The sequence below is a fragment of the Natroniella acetigena genome, from assembly GCF_023227745.1.
In the GTDB taxonomy this organism is placed as follows: domain Bacteria; phylum Bacillota; class Halanaerobiia; order Halobacteroidales; family Halobacteroidaceae; genus Natroniella; species Natroniella acetigena.
The window spans coordinates 38,571-58,711 of record NZ_JALKBX010000005.1; the positions used below are offsets into that span (position 1 = coordinate 38,571).

At 35.5% G+C, this 20,141-nt stretch carries 10 protein-coding genes and 1 pseudogene; 10 read left to right on the forward strand and 1 reads right to left on the reverse strand.

What is annotated here, in order from left to right; translation table 11 throughout:
- Nucleotides 1-12 precede the first annotated feature (12 nt).
- The 5 genes from MWH25_RS02320 (at nt 13) to MWH25_RS02340 (ending at nt 8,545) form a co-directional block, all read left to right on the forward strand.
- On the forward strand, nt 13-663 hold the full coding sequence (locus MWH25_RS02320) for a hypothetical protein (RefSeq protein WP_248625396.1): 651 nt from the start codon (nt 13-15) through the stop codon (nt 661-663).
- Nucleotides 664-781: 118 nt separating this feature from the next.
- A complete protein-coding gene (locus MWH25_RS02325) occupies nt 782-2,287 on the forward strand; it encodes a hypothetical protein (protein ID WP_248625398.1) in 1,506 nt (501 codons plus the stop codon).
- Nucleotide 2,288: 1 nt separating this feature from the next.
- Complete coding sequence (locus MWH25_RS02330; protein ID WP_248625400.1) at nt 2,289-3,050, forward strand: DUF6063 family protein; 762 nt, start codon at nt 2,289-2,291, stop codon at nt 3,048-3,050.
- A complete protein-coding gene (locus MWH25_RS02335; protein WP_248625402.1) occupies nt 3,043-7,509 on the forward strand; it encodes a coiled-coil domain-containing protein in 4,467 nt (1,488 codons plus the stop codon). The genes MWH25_RS02330 and MWH25_RS02335 overlap by 8 nt, the downstream gene beginning before the upstream one ends.
- Nucleotides 7,472-8,545: a Wadjet anti-phage system protein JetD domain-containing protein gene (locus MWH25_RS02340; protein WP_248625404.1), complete on the forward strand. Its 1,074-nt coding sequence runs from the start codon at nt 7,472-7,474 to the stop codon at nt 8,543-8,545. Before MWH25_RS02335 ends, MWH25_RS02340 begins: the two co-directional genes overlap by 38 nt.
- Nucleotides 8,546-8,639: 94 nt before the next feature.
- Here the strand turns inward: MWH25_RS02340 and MWH25_RS02345 are convergent.
- A pseudogene (locus tag MWH25_RS02345) lies at nt 8,640-9,758 on the reverse strand (IS3 family transposase).
- A 325-nt stretch (nt 9,759-10,083) separates the two neighbouring features.
- Between MWH25_RS02345 and MWH25_RS02350 the strand changes: the two are divergent.
- From MWH25_RS02350 to MWH25_RS02370, 5 genes are all read left to right on the forward strand, one after another.
- A complete protein-coding gene (locus MWH25_RS02350; protein ID WP_248625406.1) occupies nt 10,084-12,156 on the forward strand; it encodes a UvrD-helicase domain-containing protein in 2,073 nt (690 codons plus the stop codon).
- A 471-nt stretch (nt 12,157-12,627) separates the two neighbouring features.
- The gene (locus MWH25_RS02355; RefSeq protein WP_248625408.1) at nt 12,628-13,515 is read left to right on the forward strand and encodes a hypothetical protein; all 888 of its coding nucleotides are present in this window, start codon (nt 12,628-12,630) and stop codon (nt 13,513-13,515) included.
- A 41-nt stretch (nt 13,516-13,556) separates the two neighbouring features.
- Nucleotides 13,557-16,352: an acetate and sugar kinases/Hsc70/actin family protein gene (locus MWH25_RS02360; protein ID WP_248625410.1), complete on the forward strand. Its 2,796-nt coding sequence runs from the start codon at nt 13,557-13,559 to the stop codon at nt 16,350-16,352.
- A 13-nt stretch (nt 16,353-16,365) separates the two neighbouring features.
- A complete protein-coding gene (locus MWH25_RS02365) occupies nt 16,366-19,419 on the forward strand; it encodes a helicase HerA domain-containing protein (RefSeq protein ID WP_248625412.1) in 3,054 nt (1,017 codons plus the stop codon).
- A gap of 16 nt (nt 19,420-19,435) precedes the next feature.
- Complete coding sequence (locus MWH25_RS02370; RefSeq protein WP_248625414.1) at nt 19,436-20,137, forward strand: hypothetical protein; 702 nt, start codon at nt 19,436-19,438, stop codon at nt 20,135-20,137.
- Nucleotides 20,138-20,141 lie beyond the last annotated feature (4 nt).

A 20,141-nucleotide genomic window follows, 5' to 3' on the forward strand; every position in this document is an offset into this window, starting at 1 on the left:
GGGGAGATAATAATGCAAATAATTAGTATTAGAAAAGGATTTACTGCTGATCATAGTTCTACTTCTTATGAGTTTTTGGCTGTTGATACGCCATTAGAGCAAGAGGCAAGAGATGCGGTGTCATCGCTATCAAGTCGAGCCCATCCTAGTAGAAGAAGAGTAGATTTTACTTATAATGTTGATGGTTATGATATCCCTGGTGGTTGGGAGCCATTGTTAAAAGATTATTTTGATGTGATGTATTCTGAAAGTTATGATTGGTGGACTTTAGGAATTGCTTTTGATATTTCTTCAAAAGAACAAGAAGAGGAGTTAGTAGAATATAATTTTAGAGGAACAGAGGATTTAGGAGTTGATATTGAGATTGAAGATGGACGAGCAATTATAAGTATTTATGCTTGTTTAGATTATTCTTATCTAGCAGAGCCAAATCAGGATTGGAGTGTTTTTGGTAATCAGGATCTAGATTATGAAAGTGAAGATTATTTATTGACTTTATTAACTGCTGCTAGAAAGCAGATTATGAATGGAAATTATGATCTTTTCTATGCTATTTGGAAGGTATATGGTATTGAAGATTATCCTTTAGATAAGCCAGATGATTATGATAAGTCTGATTTTGTGATTAAGGCTTTTGCTAGTATCTTAGATTGTCCTTTTTAGGAATCGAGTAGTTCATAAATAATTCTAAGCTTAAAAGGAAATGATTAAAGAAGGGTTGCCAGGTGAGCTTAGGAAGGAGTAGGGTAGTGAAGATAAATTACATAGATTATTTGTCGGATTGGGTGATTGTATGAATGAAGCGAGTAGTGGCTTAGCTGATAGATTAAAAAAGACTGCGGCTGTTTCTCATCTGGGCCAAGGGATGGATGTAGGTGCTTTAAATGATTATGCCCATCAGGTGGCTCTTTATTTATTATTAAAGGTTTTTTACCGGGAGATAAATGACAATTATCAACGCAGGAAGGTAGATTTAATTGAGATGGTCGGACAAATTGTTAAGGAAATGAATTTGACTGCTTCTCAAGAAGAGATCAGACGGTTGGTCGATGGAGTCTTATATTCTGGAGATCCTAGACAACAGGCAAATTTTTCGGTGATGCTTTATGATGAAATAGAGCGTGATTTTAAAGAGTATAAGTTCAGGTATTTAATTCCTGATCGGGAAGCTTCAAACTGGGATCAGGGTGGTACTACGGTTTATATGCTGACAGAAGTAGCCCAGGAGATTATTTTTATTACTAGAGAGATCTTGCAGGAATTTGGCTTTGATTTAGAGCAGTTTTATACTCTACAGTTGATTAAGAATGGTAATTTTTCTAATGCCCAAGAGAGTGTCAGTAATTTAATTGCTCGAGTCAAGAATTTAATTAAACAGGAAAAGGACTGGCGGGAGGATATTTTGCGTAATCCGACCTTGATTTTTTCTGCTCGCAAAGAAGGAAAGAAGATGACGAAGGGAGAATTAAAGGAACAATTTGCTGAAGAGAAAAGGGTCTTTGCTGATATGTTCAGTTGGCGAAGACGGTTAGATAGTTTTCCAACCCAAAAGAAGAAAGAAGGAGAGCTACTTTTTGAAGAGTTGGAGAGAGCTCGAGGCTTGCATAATCGACTGGCGGAGCTGGCTATTTCAAATTTATCACTAGAGCTGGAGATACGAAAAAATAACCCTGATGTTTTCTGGAAGATAGCTCAAGTTACTTTTAAAAAAGATTTTTGGCAAGATACAATTGTTAATTCGGGCTTACCAAAGATGGAGCTGTTGAGTGAATTGCTTAATCCACTCTTTTCTCCGACAGAGGATTTTATTTTTCCTCTGGATTGGGCTTGGGCCAAACAGCAATCTTATAATTATACAGTTACTGAAAAAGATGAGCAAGAGGAGCTAGAGGAAGAAGAGCCCCCTCCTAAAGAGATTGACTGGGAGCAGATTTTAGATTTATGGAAAGCTGTATTTGTTGAACTACTGGAGAAGGGAGAGTATTCATTAAGTAGTTTAAATCAGATTTCTCCGTTAGAAGAGCAGAGATGGTTGGCCCAAGAGAAAAATTTAGAATTATTTATGATGTTTATTATTACAGAGATTAAGTTAATAGCTGTAGAGGAGGAGTATCCGGGGCTGGATGAACGGCTTTTATTATTTAAACGGCTAGTTGAGAAGAATGAAAAGTTTAAAGAATTAATTGGCAAGAAAATAAGTGCAACCCTTGATTTAGCTAAGTCTAGGGTTAAGTTAGGAACTGAATTTGAAATAGCTCCCTATATTTTATATCTAAAGGAGGAATAAAGTGGCTTTTAATAGAGAACAATTAGAAGAAGGGGCTGCTCTATTTTTTAGATTATTGAAGGAGCAGATTATTCCCGTTTCTGAAGAATTAGCGGAGAAGTATTGTCGAGATGGGGAATTACGCAGTATTGTTAATAATATTGCTGCTCAAGGGGGACTTAGGGTCTTTCATACTCCGCAGAATATACATCTGGTTAGCAAGGCCCGAGGTTCTGATTTTGCTAACTCTTATACACAGATGAAGGAAAAATATAGTGGATTACAGCGGAAGCGTTACTTTTATTTGGCTAATATAATTATTACTATCTTTCTGGCAGAAATAGATAAGGAAAGCTATGTTCGAGTGCGCTGGGAGGAAGAAGGGATCAGTTACTATCGACTGGCTGATTTAGTAACTGCCACTCTTAAAGCTTGGCAGGAGAGAAGCCAAAAGGAAGATTCCTTTACCCAACAGTGGTCACTGGCTGTAGATGAGATGGCTGAATTATGGTTGACTGAGTTTAGTGAATATAAACTGAGTCAAGTTGATGATAGTATCGATGTGGTTAGAACTAAGAATAATCGACTCAGTTTTATTAATACAGCTTTAAGACCATTGGTTGAGCAGGAGTTGATTATAGATAATAGTGATGAATTAAAGGTTATTCCTCGACCTGTCTTATATGAAAGGCTGGATGAAATTTATAAAGATCAGGAGCGTTATCAGCAGTTTAAAAAATTAATTGAAGAAAGTAAAGAGAAGATGGAGGAGCAAGATGCCTAAATTAAGTAGAATCAGAATTAGTGGAAATAAATATGATGGTTTTCAAAAAAGACATAAAGATTCAATCTTTGAGCTAGGAGCTAAAGCTAAAGGGGATCATACTCTGTTTACCTTACAAAATGGAAGTGGTAAGGGAGTTATGTTGCAGTTGATTTCGCAGATTATGTTGCCTGGTACATCTTGGGGTAGAAATAACGGCAATAAAGTGGAAGGAATGTTTTATGATCGTCATAATAATTTTAAACCTTATACCTTCCATGTAGCTTTGGAATGGAATTTAGATTATAGTTCAGATAAAAGGCTGCTAATTGCTATCTGTGTTTCAGCCCATATGTTAAATGAAAGTGAAGGGAAAGTGGGGCTTAAATACTTTCTTTATACCCATGAGTATAGTAGGGATAGTAAATTCAGTCTGATAAATATGCCTTTGCATCTTAAATCAGATGATAGAGTACTTTCTTATGATGAATTGGAGTCTTTGATTGATGATAAGCAACATATCTTTACTAAGTATTCTAAAACTGCTGTCAGCAATCTTAATTCTGATTATTATCAATATCTGGCCAGCCATGGAATTTATCGTTCTGAATGGGAGATTATGAAGACTATAAATCGTTCTGAAGGTGGGTTGGAAAGGTATTTTTCGCAGGCTAAGGATAATCAGGCCCTTTTTGATAAATTGATTATTCCTGCTGTCAGTGAAAGTATTAATTCTGATAGTGGTACTTCTTTGCTCAATATGTTTGTTGAAAATATTAAGATAGCTGAAAGTTTACCTGAGCTTATTTCTCGGAGTGCAGATATTAATCAGCTGTTAAAGATGGTTGAGCCTCTGTTGTCTGATAGTAAGCGGGGAGTTAAATTGGATAAAATAACAGATATGATCAGAGAGCGGGGGAATAATTGTCTGCGAGCTTTAGAAAGTAGAAAGACTTATCTTCAGAATGAACTGCAGGATACCCAGCAGAATAAAGAAGAGGTAGCAGCTAAGATTGAGGAGCTGGAATTTGAGCAGTGGAATTTGAAATATGCAGTTAAGTTGAGGAAGTTAAAAGAATTAGAAAAGAAGCAGACAGAATTTGAAGAGAAGATAGCTACTTTGGAGACTGAGCTGGCTCAATTACAGGGAGAAAAGAAGAAACTAAGGTTAAATAGGCATTATCTTTCTTGGCAACGACAAAAAAGAGAGTATCAGCGGTTGAAAAAAAGGATTGAGAGATTGGAATCTGCAACCGATCTAACTAATTTGCAAGAACAGATTGCTCTGCAAAAGGATAGAATTAAGGATGAATGGCCAAAGTTGAAAAGGAAGTTGGAGGAGAGTAGCCAAACTGCTTGTAGTTATTTGAATCATTTAGATTTTGAGCAACAGAGGCTGTATAGAGAAGAAGAAGAGCTTAAAGTTGAGCTTAAAAAGAATGAACGGATAATTGATAGCTATCAAGCAGAGAAGAAGAAATTGGATAGCTGGAGAGAAAATCTAAAGGAGAGATTTAATCCTTTACAATTAATGACTCCTGATTATTTACTAGAGCAACTTAGTGAGCAGTTGGAGAAGAAAGAGGATAAGCTTGAAGATATGACTTCTAAAAGAGAAGCTTTGAATCTGAAAATAGAGGAAGAAAGAGAAGAGCAGGAGCAACTAAAGATTGAGTTGGCCCGGCAGGAAAAGGATTATCAGAGTTTAGAAGAAGATTATCAACAGCAGAAGGCTCAAGAAGAAGTCTTATTTACTGAGTTAGTAAAGTTGCTGGAGCTTGATAAATTCAAGGAAGTTTATAGCCAGGAATGGTTAAGAAGTAATAGGAGTAAAGTAGAGAGGTTATTAACTGAAAAGGAAGATAAATTAGAGGAGTTAACTAAGGAAGTTCATAAACTTGAATTGGCTCTAGTATTAAATGAAGAGGACTACTGGATTGCTAATCATGATCAGAAAAAGCTATATCAAAAAATTTCCCAGTTGGATATTAAAGTCTATTATGGTAGTGATTTTTTAATTAATTTCTGTGATGATCAAGCAGAGTTATGGGATGATTATCCATTATTGTCTTATGGTTTGATATTAATGTATGAAGCAGACTGGAAGAAAGTAAAAAGAAATTTAACACAAGAGGATCTCTTTCGAGCACCGGTGCCTATTTTTATTAATCATCAGTTGGAAGAAAATAAGGGAGCAGCTTCTTTTAAATTGCTTCATGGTCAGGAAGAAGAGTTAATTAAAACCCCTCAAAAATATCAGGAATGGTATAGCCAACTGGATATTCGCAAAAGAGAAATTGAGAAGACTCTTCTTACTTTGCAGCAGAAGATAAAGAATATTAGGCGAGTGATTTATAATGCAGAACAGCTCTTGCAGCAGGAGTCTGCAGCTGCAATCAAGGAGAAGCTTACTGCTGTAGTTGAAGAGATTGAAAATTTAGAGCAGCAGATTAAAAATAGAGAGCAAAAGATTAAGGAGTTAAAAGGAGAAGATGCCAGTCTGGAAGAGGAGTTGGCCCGAAAAGAGAGCAGGATAAAGAGATTAAAAGAGGATCATCGGGAAATAAAGAATTTTGCTGAAAAGATTGAGCAGTTAAAGAGTCAAGAAACTAAAATAGCAGAAACTGAAGAAAGAATAGTTGGGTTAGAAGAGAAAATGACAACAACTACTTCTAAACTACGGCAGAATAATCAAATTAAGCCGCGAGTGGAAAATAAATATCAAAATTGGTTAGATAACCTAGAGCTATTTATAGTTGAGTTACAGGAATTAGTGCCAAAGCTTGAATTTAATGAGCAGAGGACGACTAAGCAGCAGTCTAATTCTCCTCAACTATATGATTATTGTGATTCAGCTTTATATGCTAATTATCGAGAATTACTCGATCTAGAAAAGAGAGAAGAAGAGAAAAATGTAGAGATTAAATTTTTGCGAAAAGATAGGAAGAAAGCCAAAGAGCAGATTCTAAAATTAGAAAAGAAGATGGAGGAACTTGCTGCTGATTGGAGAGATTATTCCTTTGCAATAATTAATCGAGAAGAGTTAGAGATTAAGTTGGAAGAATTGAAAGAACAACTTGAAGAACTAGGGGGAAAGATAAAGAAATTTACTAAGAAAAATGATGTTTTGAAAGGTAAAATTGATAGTAAAAAAGAGCAGTTAAATGAGCTACGGGCTGAAATAAAGCAGCTTTTTCAAAGATCAGTCCGACCTTGGTTGGAATTAAATCTTAAGGAGAAGGATCAAGAAATCAATGCTGCCTTAGAAGAAGATAAAAAATACTTAGAAAAAATTTCAGAAATGATTAATGACTATCATGAGCGGATTAGTAATTTAAATGCTTTGATTAGCAAGCTTGATTTCTATCAATTAGATTCGCAAAAAGGGAAAATAAGAGGGCAGATTAAAGAAGAAGTAAGGGCCAACCCAGAAGAACTAGTGGCAGACTGGATTAAGGATTATCAAGAGAATCAGCAGCAATTAAAAACATTAAAGGAAGAAACTGAGGATAACTTTTATCAATTTAAGGGTGATGTAAATCGATTGATAGAGAATGATATTTTAAGAACCAAGATTCAAGAAGGTATTATTGATAATTTCAGAAGTGAGAATTATAATTTTAATCATGAGATATTGCTTACCTTTCAGGATTTTCTTCATAATGAGTTGAATACTCTTGATGAAAATAAGAATGAAGCTGAAGAAGCTAGAGAGCAATGGGCGGAAAGATCGGCTATGCACATTATGAGAATTATCAATTCCTTACAGGAAATGATTAATAATATGGTTTATCATAATCAACAGGATTATGCTTTTCCTTTGGTTAGATTACGTAGAACTGATTTGTTACCTAAAGAGAAAGAGGAGATTATGATTGAATTGAAGGAGTATTTTATAGAGTTGATTGAGAAGTTTAAGCGTAAAAATATAAATGTAGAAAGGTTGAGTCTTGCTCAATTGAAGAAATATATCGGAGATGCTGCTCTTTTTTCTCGAATTTTGAGAGGGCGTTATCCTGTTTTGCAGGTCTATAAGATGACAGAAAGGAATGAATTTCTTTATGCCAGCCCTAAAGATCATTATTATGCTGATTGGGAAGCAGTGATTCAAGGCAAAGGTGACATTGCTGAAGGCAGCGGAGGTCAATCACTGTCTATTAATGCTTTTATGATGATGATGTTGCTTAATTATAAGAAGCAGAGACTGCACCGAGATAATCCTTGGACGGTGCTTTTGCTGGATAACCCTTTTGGTAAGGCTTCTGCGGCTCATGTCTTAGATCCTGTCTTTGAAATTGCCAACAAATTAAATTTTCAGATTATTGCCTTTGCAGCACCAGAGATTATTAAGACGGAGATTAGCGAAAGGTTCCCGACATTTTGGGCACTTGAGATCAGTAAGCGAGAAGAGAATCGAGGAACTGTAACTGGGCAGGTGATTTATGGTGAAAGGGTACGACAGACTGAAACAACTCTTTAAGCTATTTAGAGAGCGGGAGATGAAAGGAAGAAAGAGATTTGACCTTGCTGCTTTGAAAGATTTTTTGGTGGCTGAACTGGGTGGAATGAGTGCTTATCAAGAACATGGTGGATATCGAGGACTTTATCGTTTATTAATGAAGCAGAAAGAAGAGGGGAAGATTGTTGCTATTAAGAGTGCTCCTTTGAATGGGCGTAACCCAGCTTTAAAGACCCGGTGGCAGCTTGTAAAAGAAGTGGAAAAAGGTTGGTCTGATCAATTGATATTTAAATTATCTCGAAGATTACAGTTGGGTTATTATCTAAAACGTCCTCAATTACAGACAGAAGAGCTGGCTGCAAAACTTAATAGGTTGGATAAATTTTTAGCTAAAAAAGATGAACGGGAATGGGCCAGTCGAGAAGAGAGGTCTTTGGAGCTTTTTTATGATGAAAAGTTTTTGAGTGAAAAGGAAGGTAAGAGGTTATTGAGTAGATTAAAATTATCTCTGGCTGATATCAAGGCTGAGAAGTATAGTCAGATGTTTGTTTACTGGCAGAAAGGAAGTTCTCCTATTAGAAAGATTTTAATTCTGGAAAATCATTCAGCCTTTATTGCTTGTAAGCGGGCTTTGGAGGCTGATTTTTCCATTTTTTCTTTTGCACCTGATACTTTGATCTTTGGTAATGGAAAACAGATTAGTGCTAGCCTTAAATTTCTTAATGAGATAGCTGATTTGGAGCAGATAAGAATTAAGTACGCTGGGGATTTAGACCCAGAGGGGCTGGGTATTTATATTGGTCTTAAGGAGAAATACCCTAATTTATCTTTGGAATTACAGATTGATTATTATAAACAGATGTTGTTACCTGCACAAAAATATGCTCTCAAAAGCAAACAAGATAGAGATGAGACTGTTTTGAATAAGTTCATTGATCAATTTAAAAATAAAGGGGCAGAGAACGTTAGTAATATGATTAAAGTACTCTGGGAGAATGAGGTAAGGATTCCTCAAGAAGTTATTACTTTTGAAAAACTGATTGATTGGAGCAGTTAAAGAAAGAGATAGATAATACAAATCAAATTATAAGGATGAGATATTAAAGCTGATTGATAAATTCTATCAAAGTTTATTGGATTGTCAACACTTTTTAAGACACTTTTTTCTCGGACATTAACATCCTATATTCTACAGGGGTAAGATAATCTAATGACCCATGTATTCTGTGATTATTATACCAGTTTACATAATCAAATAATTGATACTCTAACTCCTCAAAGCTATTAAAGATTTTATTAAAAGCAAATTCTGTTTTAACTACTTTAAAAGCAGCTTCTGCAACAGCATTATCATAAGGGCAACCTTTTTTACTCAAAGAACGCTCAATACTAAATCCACTTAATAGCTGATCTATAGCTTTATTCTTAAATTCATTGCCTCTGTCAGTATGTAAAATATTAATTTCATTAAGTGGTCTTTAATACTTGAGAAAGCCTTAGTAACAAGTTCTGCAGTCTTATTTTTTCCAGCAGCATAACCAATGATCTCACGATTAAATAAGTCTAATATTAGGCAGATATAATTCCATTTACCTTTAACATTTACATAGGTTAAATCACTGATTACAACATCTAAACTTTGATCCCTATTAAATTCTCTATTAACAATGTTAGAAACTTTTTCTTCATTACATTTTGAAGAATGAACTTTATATTGCTTGACTGTATAGCTGGAGACCAAACTATATTTTTTCATGATTAACCCTATTTTTCTTCTAGAAACTTGATATCCTTTTTTTAGATAATTCTCGTTTGATTTTTCTAGTTCCATAATTATTCCTGCTTTTTTTAAAGATAGTTATGATTTCATTTTCTAGCTTGCTATTAGATGATTTTTTCTTTGGCTTATAAATAAATATAAATAAGGCTTCTTGATACATTTAATAGTCTGCATATGGCACTGATACTGTATTTATCACTATTTGCCTTAATAATGGCTACTCTCGTCCTAGTATCAGTGCCGCTTGCTTTAAAATATCATTCTCCATTTTTAAGCGTTGGTTTTCTTTACGTAATTTAATTAATTCTTTTTCTTTCTCAGTTCTATTATCTTTAGCTTTAAATGAACCTGATTTATTGTAGTTTTTTACCCATTTATGAACACTAGACCTAGCAATATTATATTCTTTTATTATTTCACTTGGTTTTTTGCCATTATTAACTAATGCAACTATTTGTTTTTTGAATTCATCATTATATCTTTTTGCCATGATATAACCTCCAGTTTAGTTTGATTTTATTATATCATGTCCGAGAAATAACTGTACAATTTATTATAACCTATCCAGAAATTGAAAAAGAGGAGTTTGAAAAGGAAAGAAAGTGGGTGTTAAGCTTGTTAGAGGATTGGGTAAGAATTTTATAATTCTGTTAAATTAAAAAAAGGAAGATAATTTAAAACTTCTGCTTTATAGTTCAGAAGTATTTAAAGGTCAGATTTTAGTAGAATCTGGCTTTTTTATATTTTGAGGACAGGAAAAATATATCAAAATGCAGAAGTTAGATATATAATTACAGTTATAAAGGAGGATTTAGATGGAACAGGGGATAGTGTTGGCCCATAGTTTTTTTGATAGTTTTGACCGGTTAAGTCGGCAGGCTAGAAAGCGGATTCGAAAGAAGTTAAATCAATTTGCAGAAGAGGAGAAGACCAATTCATTTAAGATCCATAAATTGAAGAGACAAAAGTGTGATGAGAGCTTTTGTAGTGCTCGAATCAGTGATGATTTGCGGATGATTTTATCCCAACAAGGGGATAAATATATTTTGCTTTATGTTGATTGGCATGATGATGCTTACGATTGGGCTGAAAATAAATATCTAGAGACTACTAACTTTGGGGCTGTTTATATGTATGATGAAGATGTAGACTTTAGGGCCAACGATTATGAGCAGAAAAAGGATCCTAATCAATTGTATGATAACCGAGCTTCTTTACTTGAGAAGCAGGAAGTAAAAGCTAAACAGTTGAGCAAATTGGGGATCCCAGAGGTTCATGCAGATTCGTTGGTAAAGATTAAGGAAGAGGATAGATTTTTGAGCTTTATTTCTGTCTTTAATGAAGAGGTTCAAGAGGGCTTGTTGGATATTGTAGCAGGGGATAAGAGTATTACCCAAGTTTATAATGAATTGCAGGCTAGAGAAGAGAGCTATGATTCGATCGAGGAGGCATTGGAACATCAAGATTCTAAACGGAGATTTTATGCGGTTGAAGATCTGGATGAATTGGATCTGATTTTAGAGGAGGATATGGAGGCTTGGCGGTTATTTTTACATCCACAGCAGGAAGAATTGATTACTAAGAACTATAATGGACCAGCATTGATTGAAGGTGGCCCTGGTACGGGTAAGACGGTAGTCGGTATTCATCGGGCAGTCTATTTAGCTGATAAGATCTATCCTGCGTGGGCAGGAAATAAGATTTTACTAGCTACTTTTAGTAAGAAGCTGGCCTGTTATTTAGAAGAGAAGGTTGAGAAGTTGGCTCGGCAGAAGGGAATTGAGAATAATATTGAGGTCTATGGAGTCGATAGCTTGATTTATAAGTTGCTTGCTGAGAATGATTTGCGGCAAGGGCGAATTGGGCTTGAAGAGATCGAAGAGTTGATGGAGGATATTTATCTAGAACTTGAGTTGGACAAGCCATTTCAATTTTATAAGACTGAGTATAAAGAGGTTATTCAACGCTATCAGGTTAGAAGTTTGGAGCAGTATTTGGAAGTGGATAGAATTGGACGTGGTTCTCCTTTACAGCCTGCTACTAGATGTAAGGTGTGGCAGTTTTTTGAGCGAGTTTTAGAGCAGAAAGAAGAGAGGAATCTAGTTGATTTTGATGATCAGGCTTTCAGGTTACTTGATGCTTTAGAGAGTAATGAATTAGAGCCAAGTTATGATTCGATCATCATTGATGAAGCACAAGATTTGTCACCGGTTAAGCTGAAGATATTAAAGAATCTGGTTAAAAGAGAGGAGAATAATTTATTACTCTTATCTGATAAGAATCAGCGGATCTATCAGTTAGGTAGCTGGAAGGGTGATGCTGGAGTTAATATAGTCGGACGGACTAATTATTTAACCTTGAATTATCGTACTACCCAACAGATTAAGAGGTATGCAGAGCAGCAGTTTTCTTATTCTCAGCTAAATACTGACTATCTTGTCGGGTATAAGAGCCTCTTTCACGGGCCAGAGCCTGAATTGAAGGAGTTTGATGCCGAGAATGAGCAGTATCGTTATATTGTGGAGCGGATTAAGGAGCTGTTGGCCCGGGGGATTGGCCCGTATGAGATCTGTGTGATGACGCCGAGTTCTGATGACTTTACAAGATTGGTTGATATCTTGAATTATGAAGGTATTGAAGCGACTATCTTGCAGAAGGCTATCTATCCTCAAGAGGGCAATGGTATAGGTATTAGTACTTTGCATGGTAGTAAGGGCTTAGAGTTTAGAACGGTGATTGTGGTTAATTATTCACAGATTAAGGATAAGGTGGTTGGTAAGTTGCCTGATGAAAAGTATGTTAAGAATAAGTTGAAGCAGGTAGATTGTCTTAAGTATGTGGCTTGTACGAGGGCTCGAGAAGAGCTAGTGATTACTAAAGTGAATTGAATAATCAAATTACTTTAAACAAATGGACAGTTCTTGTCCATTTGTTTTCATATGATAGGAAACAAGCTTCAGCTAGCTCTTAAACTGATCTGACTTTTTCTTTCGGATAATGTTACGCTATCAAGTTAATGATTGTTGATAGAAAGATAAGTATTAAAAAAGGAAAGTTGCAAATGTAAATCTGATTAATTTGATATTTTTTTGTCGAAAGAAGTAATGAAACTATAAAATAGAATTATTTTTAACTAAATAGTAGGAGAATTAATCATTGATAATGAATAATGTGGTTAATAAGCAGTTATTGAGAAAGATTAAACAGATAAAAACAATAGATGGATAGTTAATGTCTTATCAAGAATGTTATGATATTAATAATTTATATGGGTTGAATTAAGATAATTTTTGGAATTATAGGATGAAACAAATTTCAACTAACTTGAGTTGGAAATAGTAAAGCAAAGGAGAATAAGGATGTTTAATAAAAAAAGTGAAGATAAAAAGTTCATTGCCAATTTATTGGTAGCTTTAGAAGAGGAAGAGGTTATTACAAAAATTAAAGAGATCATTGGAAAAGATGAACTTATAGCAGGTGATTCTGAGATAGAGGTTAGGGAGTATAAGACTGCTTTAGAAGAAAAAGAAAGCCAGATATTAGATTTAAGAAGTGAACTTAAAAATTATAAAGCTAGTTTGAATAATAAAGGGAAAGAGATTGAGAGCTTAAAAAGTAATCTAGCAAGTAAAGCAAGCAGGGTGGATGAGCTGGAGTTTGAAATAAGTAGTAAGCAAAGAGAGTTAGAAACTAAGAATAGAAAGATAGAAGAATTAAAGAATGAAAATAGTAGCTTGAAAGCTCAAGGTGAAGAATTAAGGCTTGAAAAATCTAGACTACATAATGAAGTTAGAAACCAACAAGAGGAAATAAGAAGGTTGAAGGATAGATTTAAAGGGGTAGGGGATATATATAAGGTTTATTTAAACCTTTCCTCTGGAAACAAGAGTTCACTGCAAGGAATCTTTAAAGGCGATAGTATCGAGGAGTTTATCTACTGTGGGGTTCAATATGATAATCTAGAGTCATTATGGGAGTACATAAAACGAGAAGTTATTGAAGATAAAAATAGTGAGATCAATAAGCTAGATCAGATCTTTACTTATTTCTTTGCGGCTCATAACAGAATTTATGACAGTCCTCTGTATAAACGACAAGAGGTAAAAGTTGGCGAAAGTATTGATGAGGACAAGCATATTAGAGGAAGAGATAGTAAGGTGATTGGAGAGATCAAAGAAGTCTTATTTAGAGGTTATATCAATTTAAAGACAGATAGAGTGATCAAGAAGTCTGTAGTTAGAGCTTAAACTTTAACTAAAGTTGGCAACTAGTAAAGGGGGATAAAACGGTGGATACAAAAACGGTTAATACATACCAGGTAAGTTTAGCAGAATTTGGAGAAATGTTAAAGAATAAAGAAGGTATTTTTGAAGAGTTGTCTAAAGCAGTAGCAGAGTTATTGAAGGATAGATGGGTCTTTATGGAGAATAAAGAGGTCTTTTATGATAACGAAGTAGTAGCTTTATATCCAGATTTAAATCATTATAAGTGTACTTTTATAGATGAAAATAACTGTCCAATTAGCAAAGTAGATAAAAGTGTTTTAAATTTTGCAGGATTTAAAGGTGACTTTATGACTATTAATGAACGAAAGAAGAGCTTTAATAAAAGGATTAATTTTCCTTTTAAATATGGTTCAGATAAGATCAAATATAATGGAAGTGATGCTAATTATAGAATGGCATATAGAAAAAAATCTGATACTTTAGCTGGTTATGATATGGATGATGATTCATATAGAGACCAACCTGGAATTGTTATGCCAATTTATCGGTTATATAGAAAAGATAGCGATAAATTAGGTTCTAACCAAGTACTATTATTATGGCTACAACATGAGTTAATCCCTCAAGGGTTGAGTAAAGAGCATCAGGAAAACTATAAACAACTAATTGATTTACAAATAATTGATTTGGTTAAAACAGGTGCTATCAAGATAGCAAATAATAAGATAACCTTTGTTCAAGATAAATTGGAGGCATATGCTAAGGAGAATAAGCTTCAAGATGAGATCAAGAGTGATACTCTTATAGACAAGCTATTGAATGGTGATAAATACCGGGCCAACATTGAAAGCTATGATGAGAAGATCTTGACTGACCCCAATCGAGGACATTGGGAACTCTGGCAGCATGAGCAATACCAGAATCCAGTCGAGCTTGAGCTAGAGCAAGAGTTTGTTGCTAGAGATCCTAGAGCAGATATCAAAGATGGTGGTGTAGTGGGGATAGACTTTGGAACGAAGAGTACGGTCGTTGTCCACCAAGAAGATAGTGTACATACCTTACCGATGCGGGTTGGGGTTGGTGAATTCAGTAAAGAGGTTGGTGCTAGTCACTATGAAAATCCAACGGTGATGGAATTTAAGGATTTAGAAAGTTTCTTAAGTGACTATCAGGCTAAAAAGAGCAGACCGGCTACATCATGGGAGGATTTGACCGTCTCTCATACAGCATTTAAGAGTTTGATGAATAGCAGTAGTGACTATTATTATTCTATCTTAACAGGCTTAAAGCAATGGGCAGGAAATAAGGAGAGGAGATTGAGGCTGAAGGATCAAGATGGTAAGGATCTTACTTTACCTGCTTTTTTAGAATTGGAAGAAGATGATTTGAATCCGATTGAACTGTATGCCTATTATTTAGGTTTATATATCAATAATCAGCATAATGGGGTCTATTTAGACTATATTCTATCCTTCCCAGTCAGTTATGAAAAAGAGGTTAGAAGCAAGATATTAACCAGCTTTAAAAGAGGTTTAAAGAAGTCATTACCGTTAGCTTTGTATGATGATCAAGAGGTTATGAATAGATTCAGAGTTTCTAGTGGGGCCAGTGAGCCAGCAGCTTATGCTATCTGTGCTTTACAGGAGTATGGCTTTGAACCTTTTGAAGATGAAGCTGTCTTTTATGGTATCTTCGATTTTGGAGGAGGAACGACCGATTTTGACTTTGGTATCTGGCGCGGGGCCAACATGAAAGAAAGGCGTTATGATTTTGTAATCGAACACTTTGGAGCTGAGGGTTATGAATATCTTGGTGGTGAGAATTTATTGGAACTGCTTGCTTTTGAAGTCTTTAAGTCTAATCAGGAAAAATTACGCCAGACAGAGATCTCATTTACTCTACCTCCTAAATGCAAGAAGTTTCCTGGGAGTGAAACCTTACTGAATAATTCTCAAGAAGCAAAGTTGAACATGAAACAGTTGATGGAGAAGTTGAGACCGCTTTGGGAGAGGCACGAAGATTATGAAAATTTATATAGCAAAGGGATTGTTAAGATTAATCTATTTGATAAGACAGGCAAAGAGCATACTAATGTTGAGTTGGCTATCGATCAAAAAGAGTTAGAAGGGAAGTTGCGGGCGAGGATTGAAGAGGGGGTAGTTAACTTCTTTGATGCTTTACGCCGTTCCTTTGAAGAACCATTGACTAAGAGTGTAGAAAAGGTCAATATCTTTTTAGCAGGAAATTCAAGTAAGTCTGAGATAGTCCAAGAGTTATTTGAAGAGTATATAGCACAAGAAGTAGAGGGCATCTTAGGTAAGAAAGATAGTGATAAAGAGCTTTATGAAGTTTTCCCTCCTTTAGGAACAGAAGAGGCTTATGCTAAGCAAGAAGAGCGAGATTTAGAGGTAGCCAAAGATGATATCAAGCGACCGACTGGTAAGACCGGTGTTGCTTTTGGTTTAGTAGATGGTAGAAAAGGCGGTAGAATCAAGGTTATAAATAATAATATAAAAGAGGACGAAGCTAAGTTCAAATACTTTATCGGGATGAATAGACGCAGAAGGTTCTTTGTAATAGTTGATCGGGATACAGAGTATCAGAAGTGGTATAATTTTATCGATGCTGGTGAGGAAGATTTTGAGCTATATTATACCAGCGTACCAGAAGCAAGTAGAAATCAGCTAGATATCTCTGAAGCCCAGCGGAAGAAATGCAGAATAGATACGATTAATGACCAAGCCTTCGTTTATATTCGAGCAGTAAAGCCGACTGTAATCGAATATGTTGTGGCTAGCGAGGAAGGGATTAAATCAGGGGAATATTTGAGTGAAGTTAAAGAGTTGGAATTAAATTAAAGGAGCGGATAATATGGAGCAAGAAAAGTATGTCTTAGACTTTATTTCTAATGAAGATAATTATTATTTAGTCGATAATCAAAAGTTAGAATTGTCAGAATCAAAAGAGTTGACCTTACAAGACTTTGCTATCTATCATATAGAGGAGTTGACCTTTGAGGATGACGAAGGGAAGTCGCCTCGGAAAGAAGCTTTTGAGAATGTGATTAGTGCTCTTAGATTGGAAGGGGTTAGCTTCTTATATTTGATCCTAGGTGATAAAGAGGGGGTTCATTTTTACTTTGGTGTTGTTAGGGATTTGAATGATAGAAAGGATTTAGATTTAAATATCAGAGATATAGGGGAAGAGATATTAAAGCCGAGTATTAGGGGGAATTTTAGAGGTAGTAAGATTAGTGAGGTTGAGCCAGAGCCTAAATTAAAGATCAAAGAACAGGTTGAAGAGATGAATTATTATGGCTTCCTAGAAGGTGTACCGGGGATTAATGAGGATAGTGAAGATTTCCAAGGGGTAGATCGATTGATTGATGTAATGTTAGGGGATGAATTTGGACTGGCTATTATCGCTAATCCTTTGAATAGAGAAGAGATTACAGAGATAGAGAAGAAGCTGTATGATACTTATTCACAGATAGTACCACTAGCTAACAAGAGTGTTCAAGAAGGTGAGAGTGAGGGCAAGAGTGAAGGGAAGACGATTACTAAGAACAGCTCCAAGACTAAAGGAGAGAGTTATTCTAAAGGAAGTACAGAGAGTGAAACTAGTAATGAAAATAATACTGAGGGTACAAGTACATCGACAGCAAAAGGAACGAGCAAGACAACAGAGACTAGTTCAGGTTCTAAAGGTGAAACAAATAATGCTTCCGAAGGAACTACTGAATCTAAAACGTGGGGTAAAAGTGAAACTCAAGGAACTTCTACAACAGAAGGGACTTCGAGATCGGAGACTACAGGAGAATCGGTTGCCGAATCGAATACTGTCTCAAAAAGTAAGAATAATACGGTGACGCTAGAGTTTCTCAACAAGGAAGCCCAAGATTGGATGGATTATTTAGATGAAGCAATCTTACCTAGACTTGATTATGGTAAGAGTAAGGGGGTCTTTGTCTCAACAGCTTTCTTATTTGCTAATAATAAAGGAAGTTTAATCAAGTTGGCCAATACGATGAAGTCATTATATTCGGGCAAGAGTGGGAATAAGGTTTCATTGAAATTCAATTGTTTAGAAGAAGGGAAGAAGTTAGATTATCTTAAAAACTTCCAATTACCTTCGGCTGAGCTTAAGAACTTGAGTAAGAATGAATCGAATGCAAGAACTGCAATGTCCCAGTATTTAACTAAGAAGAAAGGTTATGTAGGTAACTGGCTTTCAACAAATGAACTGAGTCTGATTGCAGGATTACCTCAAAAAGAGGTAGTAGGTCTGAGCTTGAAAGAGGAGGTTGAATTTGGTCTAAACTTCAAATCAGATATAGCAGATGAGAATAAGATCTATTTGGGTAATTTAGTGCAGAGTGGTAGAGTTTTAGAGAATATAGATGTCTTTTTAGATCAAAAGAATTTAAATAAACATACCTTTATCACTGGAGTGACTGGTAGTGGAAAGACGACGACCTGTCAGAAGTTATTACTTGATAGTGAACTGCCTTTTTTGGTCATTGAGCCTGCTAAAACTGAGTATAGAATATTGACAGAAGAGGTCGATGACTTGAAGATCTTTACTTTAGGTAAAGATACGGTAGCACCTTTTAGGCTAAATCCTTTTGAATTCTTCCCTCATGAGAGTATAACTTCAAGGGTTGATATGATCAAGGCCAGTTTAGAAGCTGCCTTCGATATGGAAGCTGCTATTCCTCAGATTCTAGAGACGGCGATTTATGAATGTTATCAGGATTTGGGTTGGAATATAGCTACTAACAAGAATGAAAGGTATGATGATCCATTTGCAGATGGAGTCTATGCCTTTCCTACTTTAGAAAACTTGGTTGATAAGATAGAAGAAGTAGTTAATCAGCAGGGTTTTGACGAACGTTTAAAAAATGATTATATTGGTTCAATCAAAGCAAGGTTACAGGGGTTATTGGTCGGTTCTAAAGGTTTAATGTTGAATACTAAGCGTTCAATCGACTTTGAGCGTTTGCTTGATAATAAGGTTGTACTTGAATTAGAAGAGATTAAGAGTGGTAGTGAAAAATCGTTGATTATGGGCTTTATCTTGAGTGATCTAGTAGAGGCGATCAAGGCTAAGTATCTTAGACTTAAGGGGACCAAATTTAAACATATTACCTTGCTTGAAGAGGCACATCGATTATTGAGTAAATATACCCCCGGTGATAGTTTGAATAAGAAGAAGGGGGTTGAGGTCTTTAGTGATATGCTAGCTGAGGTTCGTAAGTATGGTGAATCACTGATCATTGTCGATCAGATTCCAAATAAGCTGACCCCAGAAGTATTAAAGAATACAAGTACCAAAATTGTTCATAAGATCTTTGCTCAAGATGATAAGGAAGCTGTTGGTAATACGATTGCTCTGACCGATGAGCAGAAGAATTTCATGTCTAATTTAGTTCCGGGACGGGCTATTGTAGCTACTCAAGGTTGGAATAAGCCGTTGCAGGTTCAGATAGAGCAGAGGACAGATACGACTAAAGAAGAGATTATTCCAGAAGATGAGCTGAGAGAGAATATATTGAAATTTTATCAGAAGATTTATCAGCGGGGTGTGATTCAGGGAATAGAGAACTTGGAGGAAGAGCCGAGTGTGGAACTTTTGGAATCTTTTATTAAACTCAATCAGAGCAATACATTAGTTAAATCATTTGAGAATTTTACAAGATTATGGGATAATAAGGTTGATTTGAAGAAGAAGCTAGAAGAAGCGATAGAGAATTATGGATTGGCAGTAGTGAGTGATTATTTGACGAATAAATTCTATATGGAGAAGGATGATTGTAGTTTAGAGGAGAGAAAAGAAGCAGTTAAGGGGTTAATTGAAGGTCTGTTGTCAGATGAGAAGGTTTCAATCTTGCGTAAAGAATATAGTTGTTTCTTAAGAAGAAGCTAAAATAGGAGGTTTTAAAATGGGGTTTTTTAGTACTGTTGGTGGAGTTATTAGTACTGCCGCGAGTACTCTCAGTAAAGCAGCGAGTGTTGTTGGTAGTACTGTAAGTAAACTTGGAACTGCGATAAGCTCTGTGGCTAAGACTTTAGTGGCTAAGATACCGAAGCCAGAGATTTTGACAGATATTATTGTAGCTGTAGTTAAGGTGATTGCTGAGAAATTAGGATTGATTGAAGAGGAAGAACAAGTAGAAGAGTTAGGGGCCAAAGCAATGCAGAGTGAGAAGGATTTGGAGGATTTTAATTCGGCTCAAGAGTATATAGAACATTTAAGGAATGAAGTAGAGCTGGATATTGAGAAGTTCAATGCCATGAAGGTAGAAGAACGATTGGTCTGTTCAGCAATTGGTGTTTCTATCTTATCAAAGGGGATTGAAGAGAAGGAAGAGGTAGATATTCCTGCTGATTTCTGGATTGAGGTAGGAAAGCAGGATATGAAGGCAGAGGAAGTGGAGGCTTATATTAAGAAGTTTAAAGAGCATGGTTTTTCTGAACTTAAGTTAAGTGATTATTTTAAAGGGAGCTTATCAGTGACTGAAAATAAAGAGATAGATTCAATATTTGAGGAGACTTTAAAGGAACTAAACCCTGAATTATCAGATGAGGATATTGCAGATAAGATGCTTGAAATAGAACAGACAAGCAGAAAAGATTGGGAATAGCAGT

Excerpts from the sequence above, each read along its gene's own strand:
- MWH25_RS02365 (WP_248625412.1), top strand. The coding sequence starts at position 16,366 with ATGGAGCAAGAAAAGTATGTCTTAGACTTTATTTCTAATGAAGATAAT.
- MWH25_RS02335 (WP_248625402.1), top strand. The coding sequence starts at position 3,043 with ATGCCTAAATTAAGTAGAATCAGAATTAGTGGAAATAAATATGATGGT.
- MWH25_RS02320 (WP_248625396.1), top strand. The coding sequence starts at position 13 with ATGCAAATAATTAGTATTAGAAAAGGATTTACTGCTGATCATAGTTCT.
- MWH25_RS02355 (WP_248625408.1), top strand. The coding sequence starts at position 12,628 with ATGTTTAATAAAAAAAGTGAAGATAAAAAGTTCATTGCCAATTTATTG.
- MWH25_RS02350 (WP_248625406.1), top strand. The coding sequence starts at position 10,084 with ATGGAACAGGGGATAGTGTTGGCCCATAGTTTTTTTGATAGTTTTGAC.
- MWH25_RS02370 (WP_248625414.1), top strand. The coding sequence starts at position 19,436 with ATGGGGTTTTTTAGTACTGTTGGTGGAGTTATTAGTACTGCCGCGAGT.
- MWH25_RS02340 (WP_248625404.1), top strand. The coding sequence starts at position 7,472 with ATGGTGAAAGGGTACGACAGACTGAAACAACTCTTTAAGCTATTTAGA.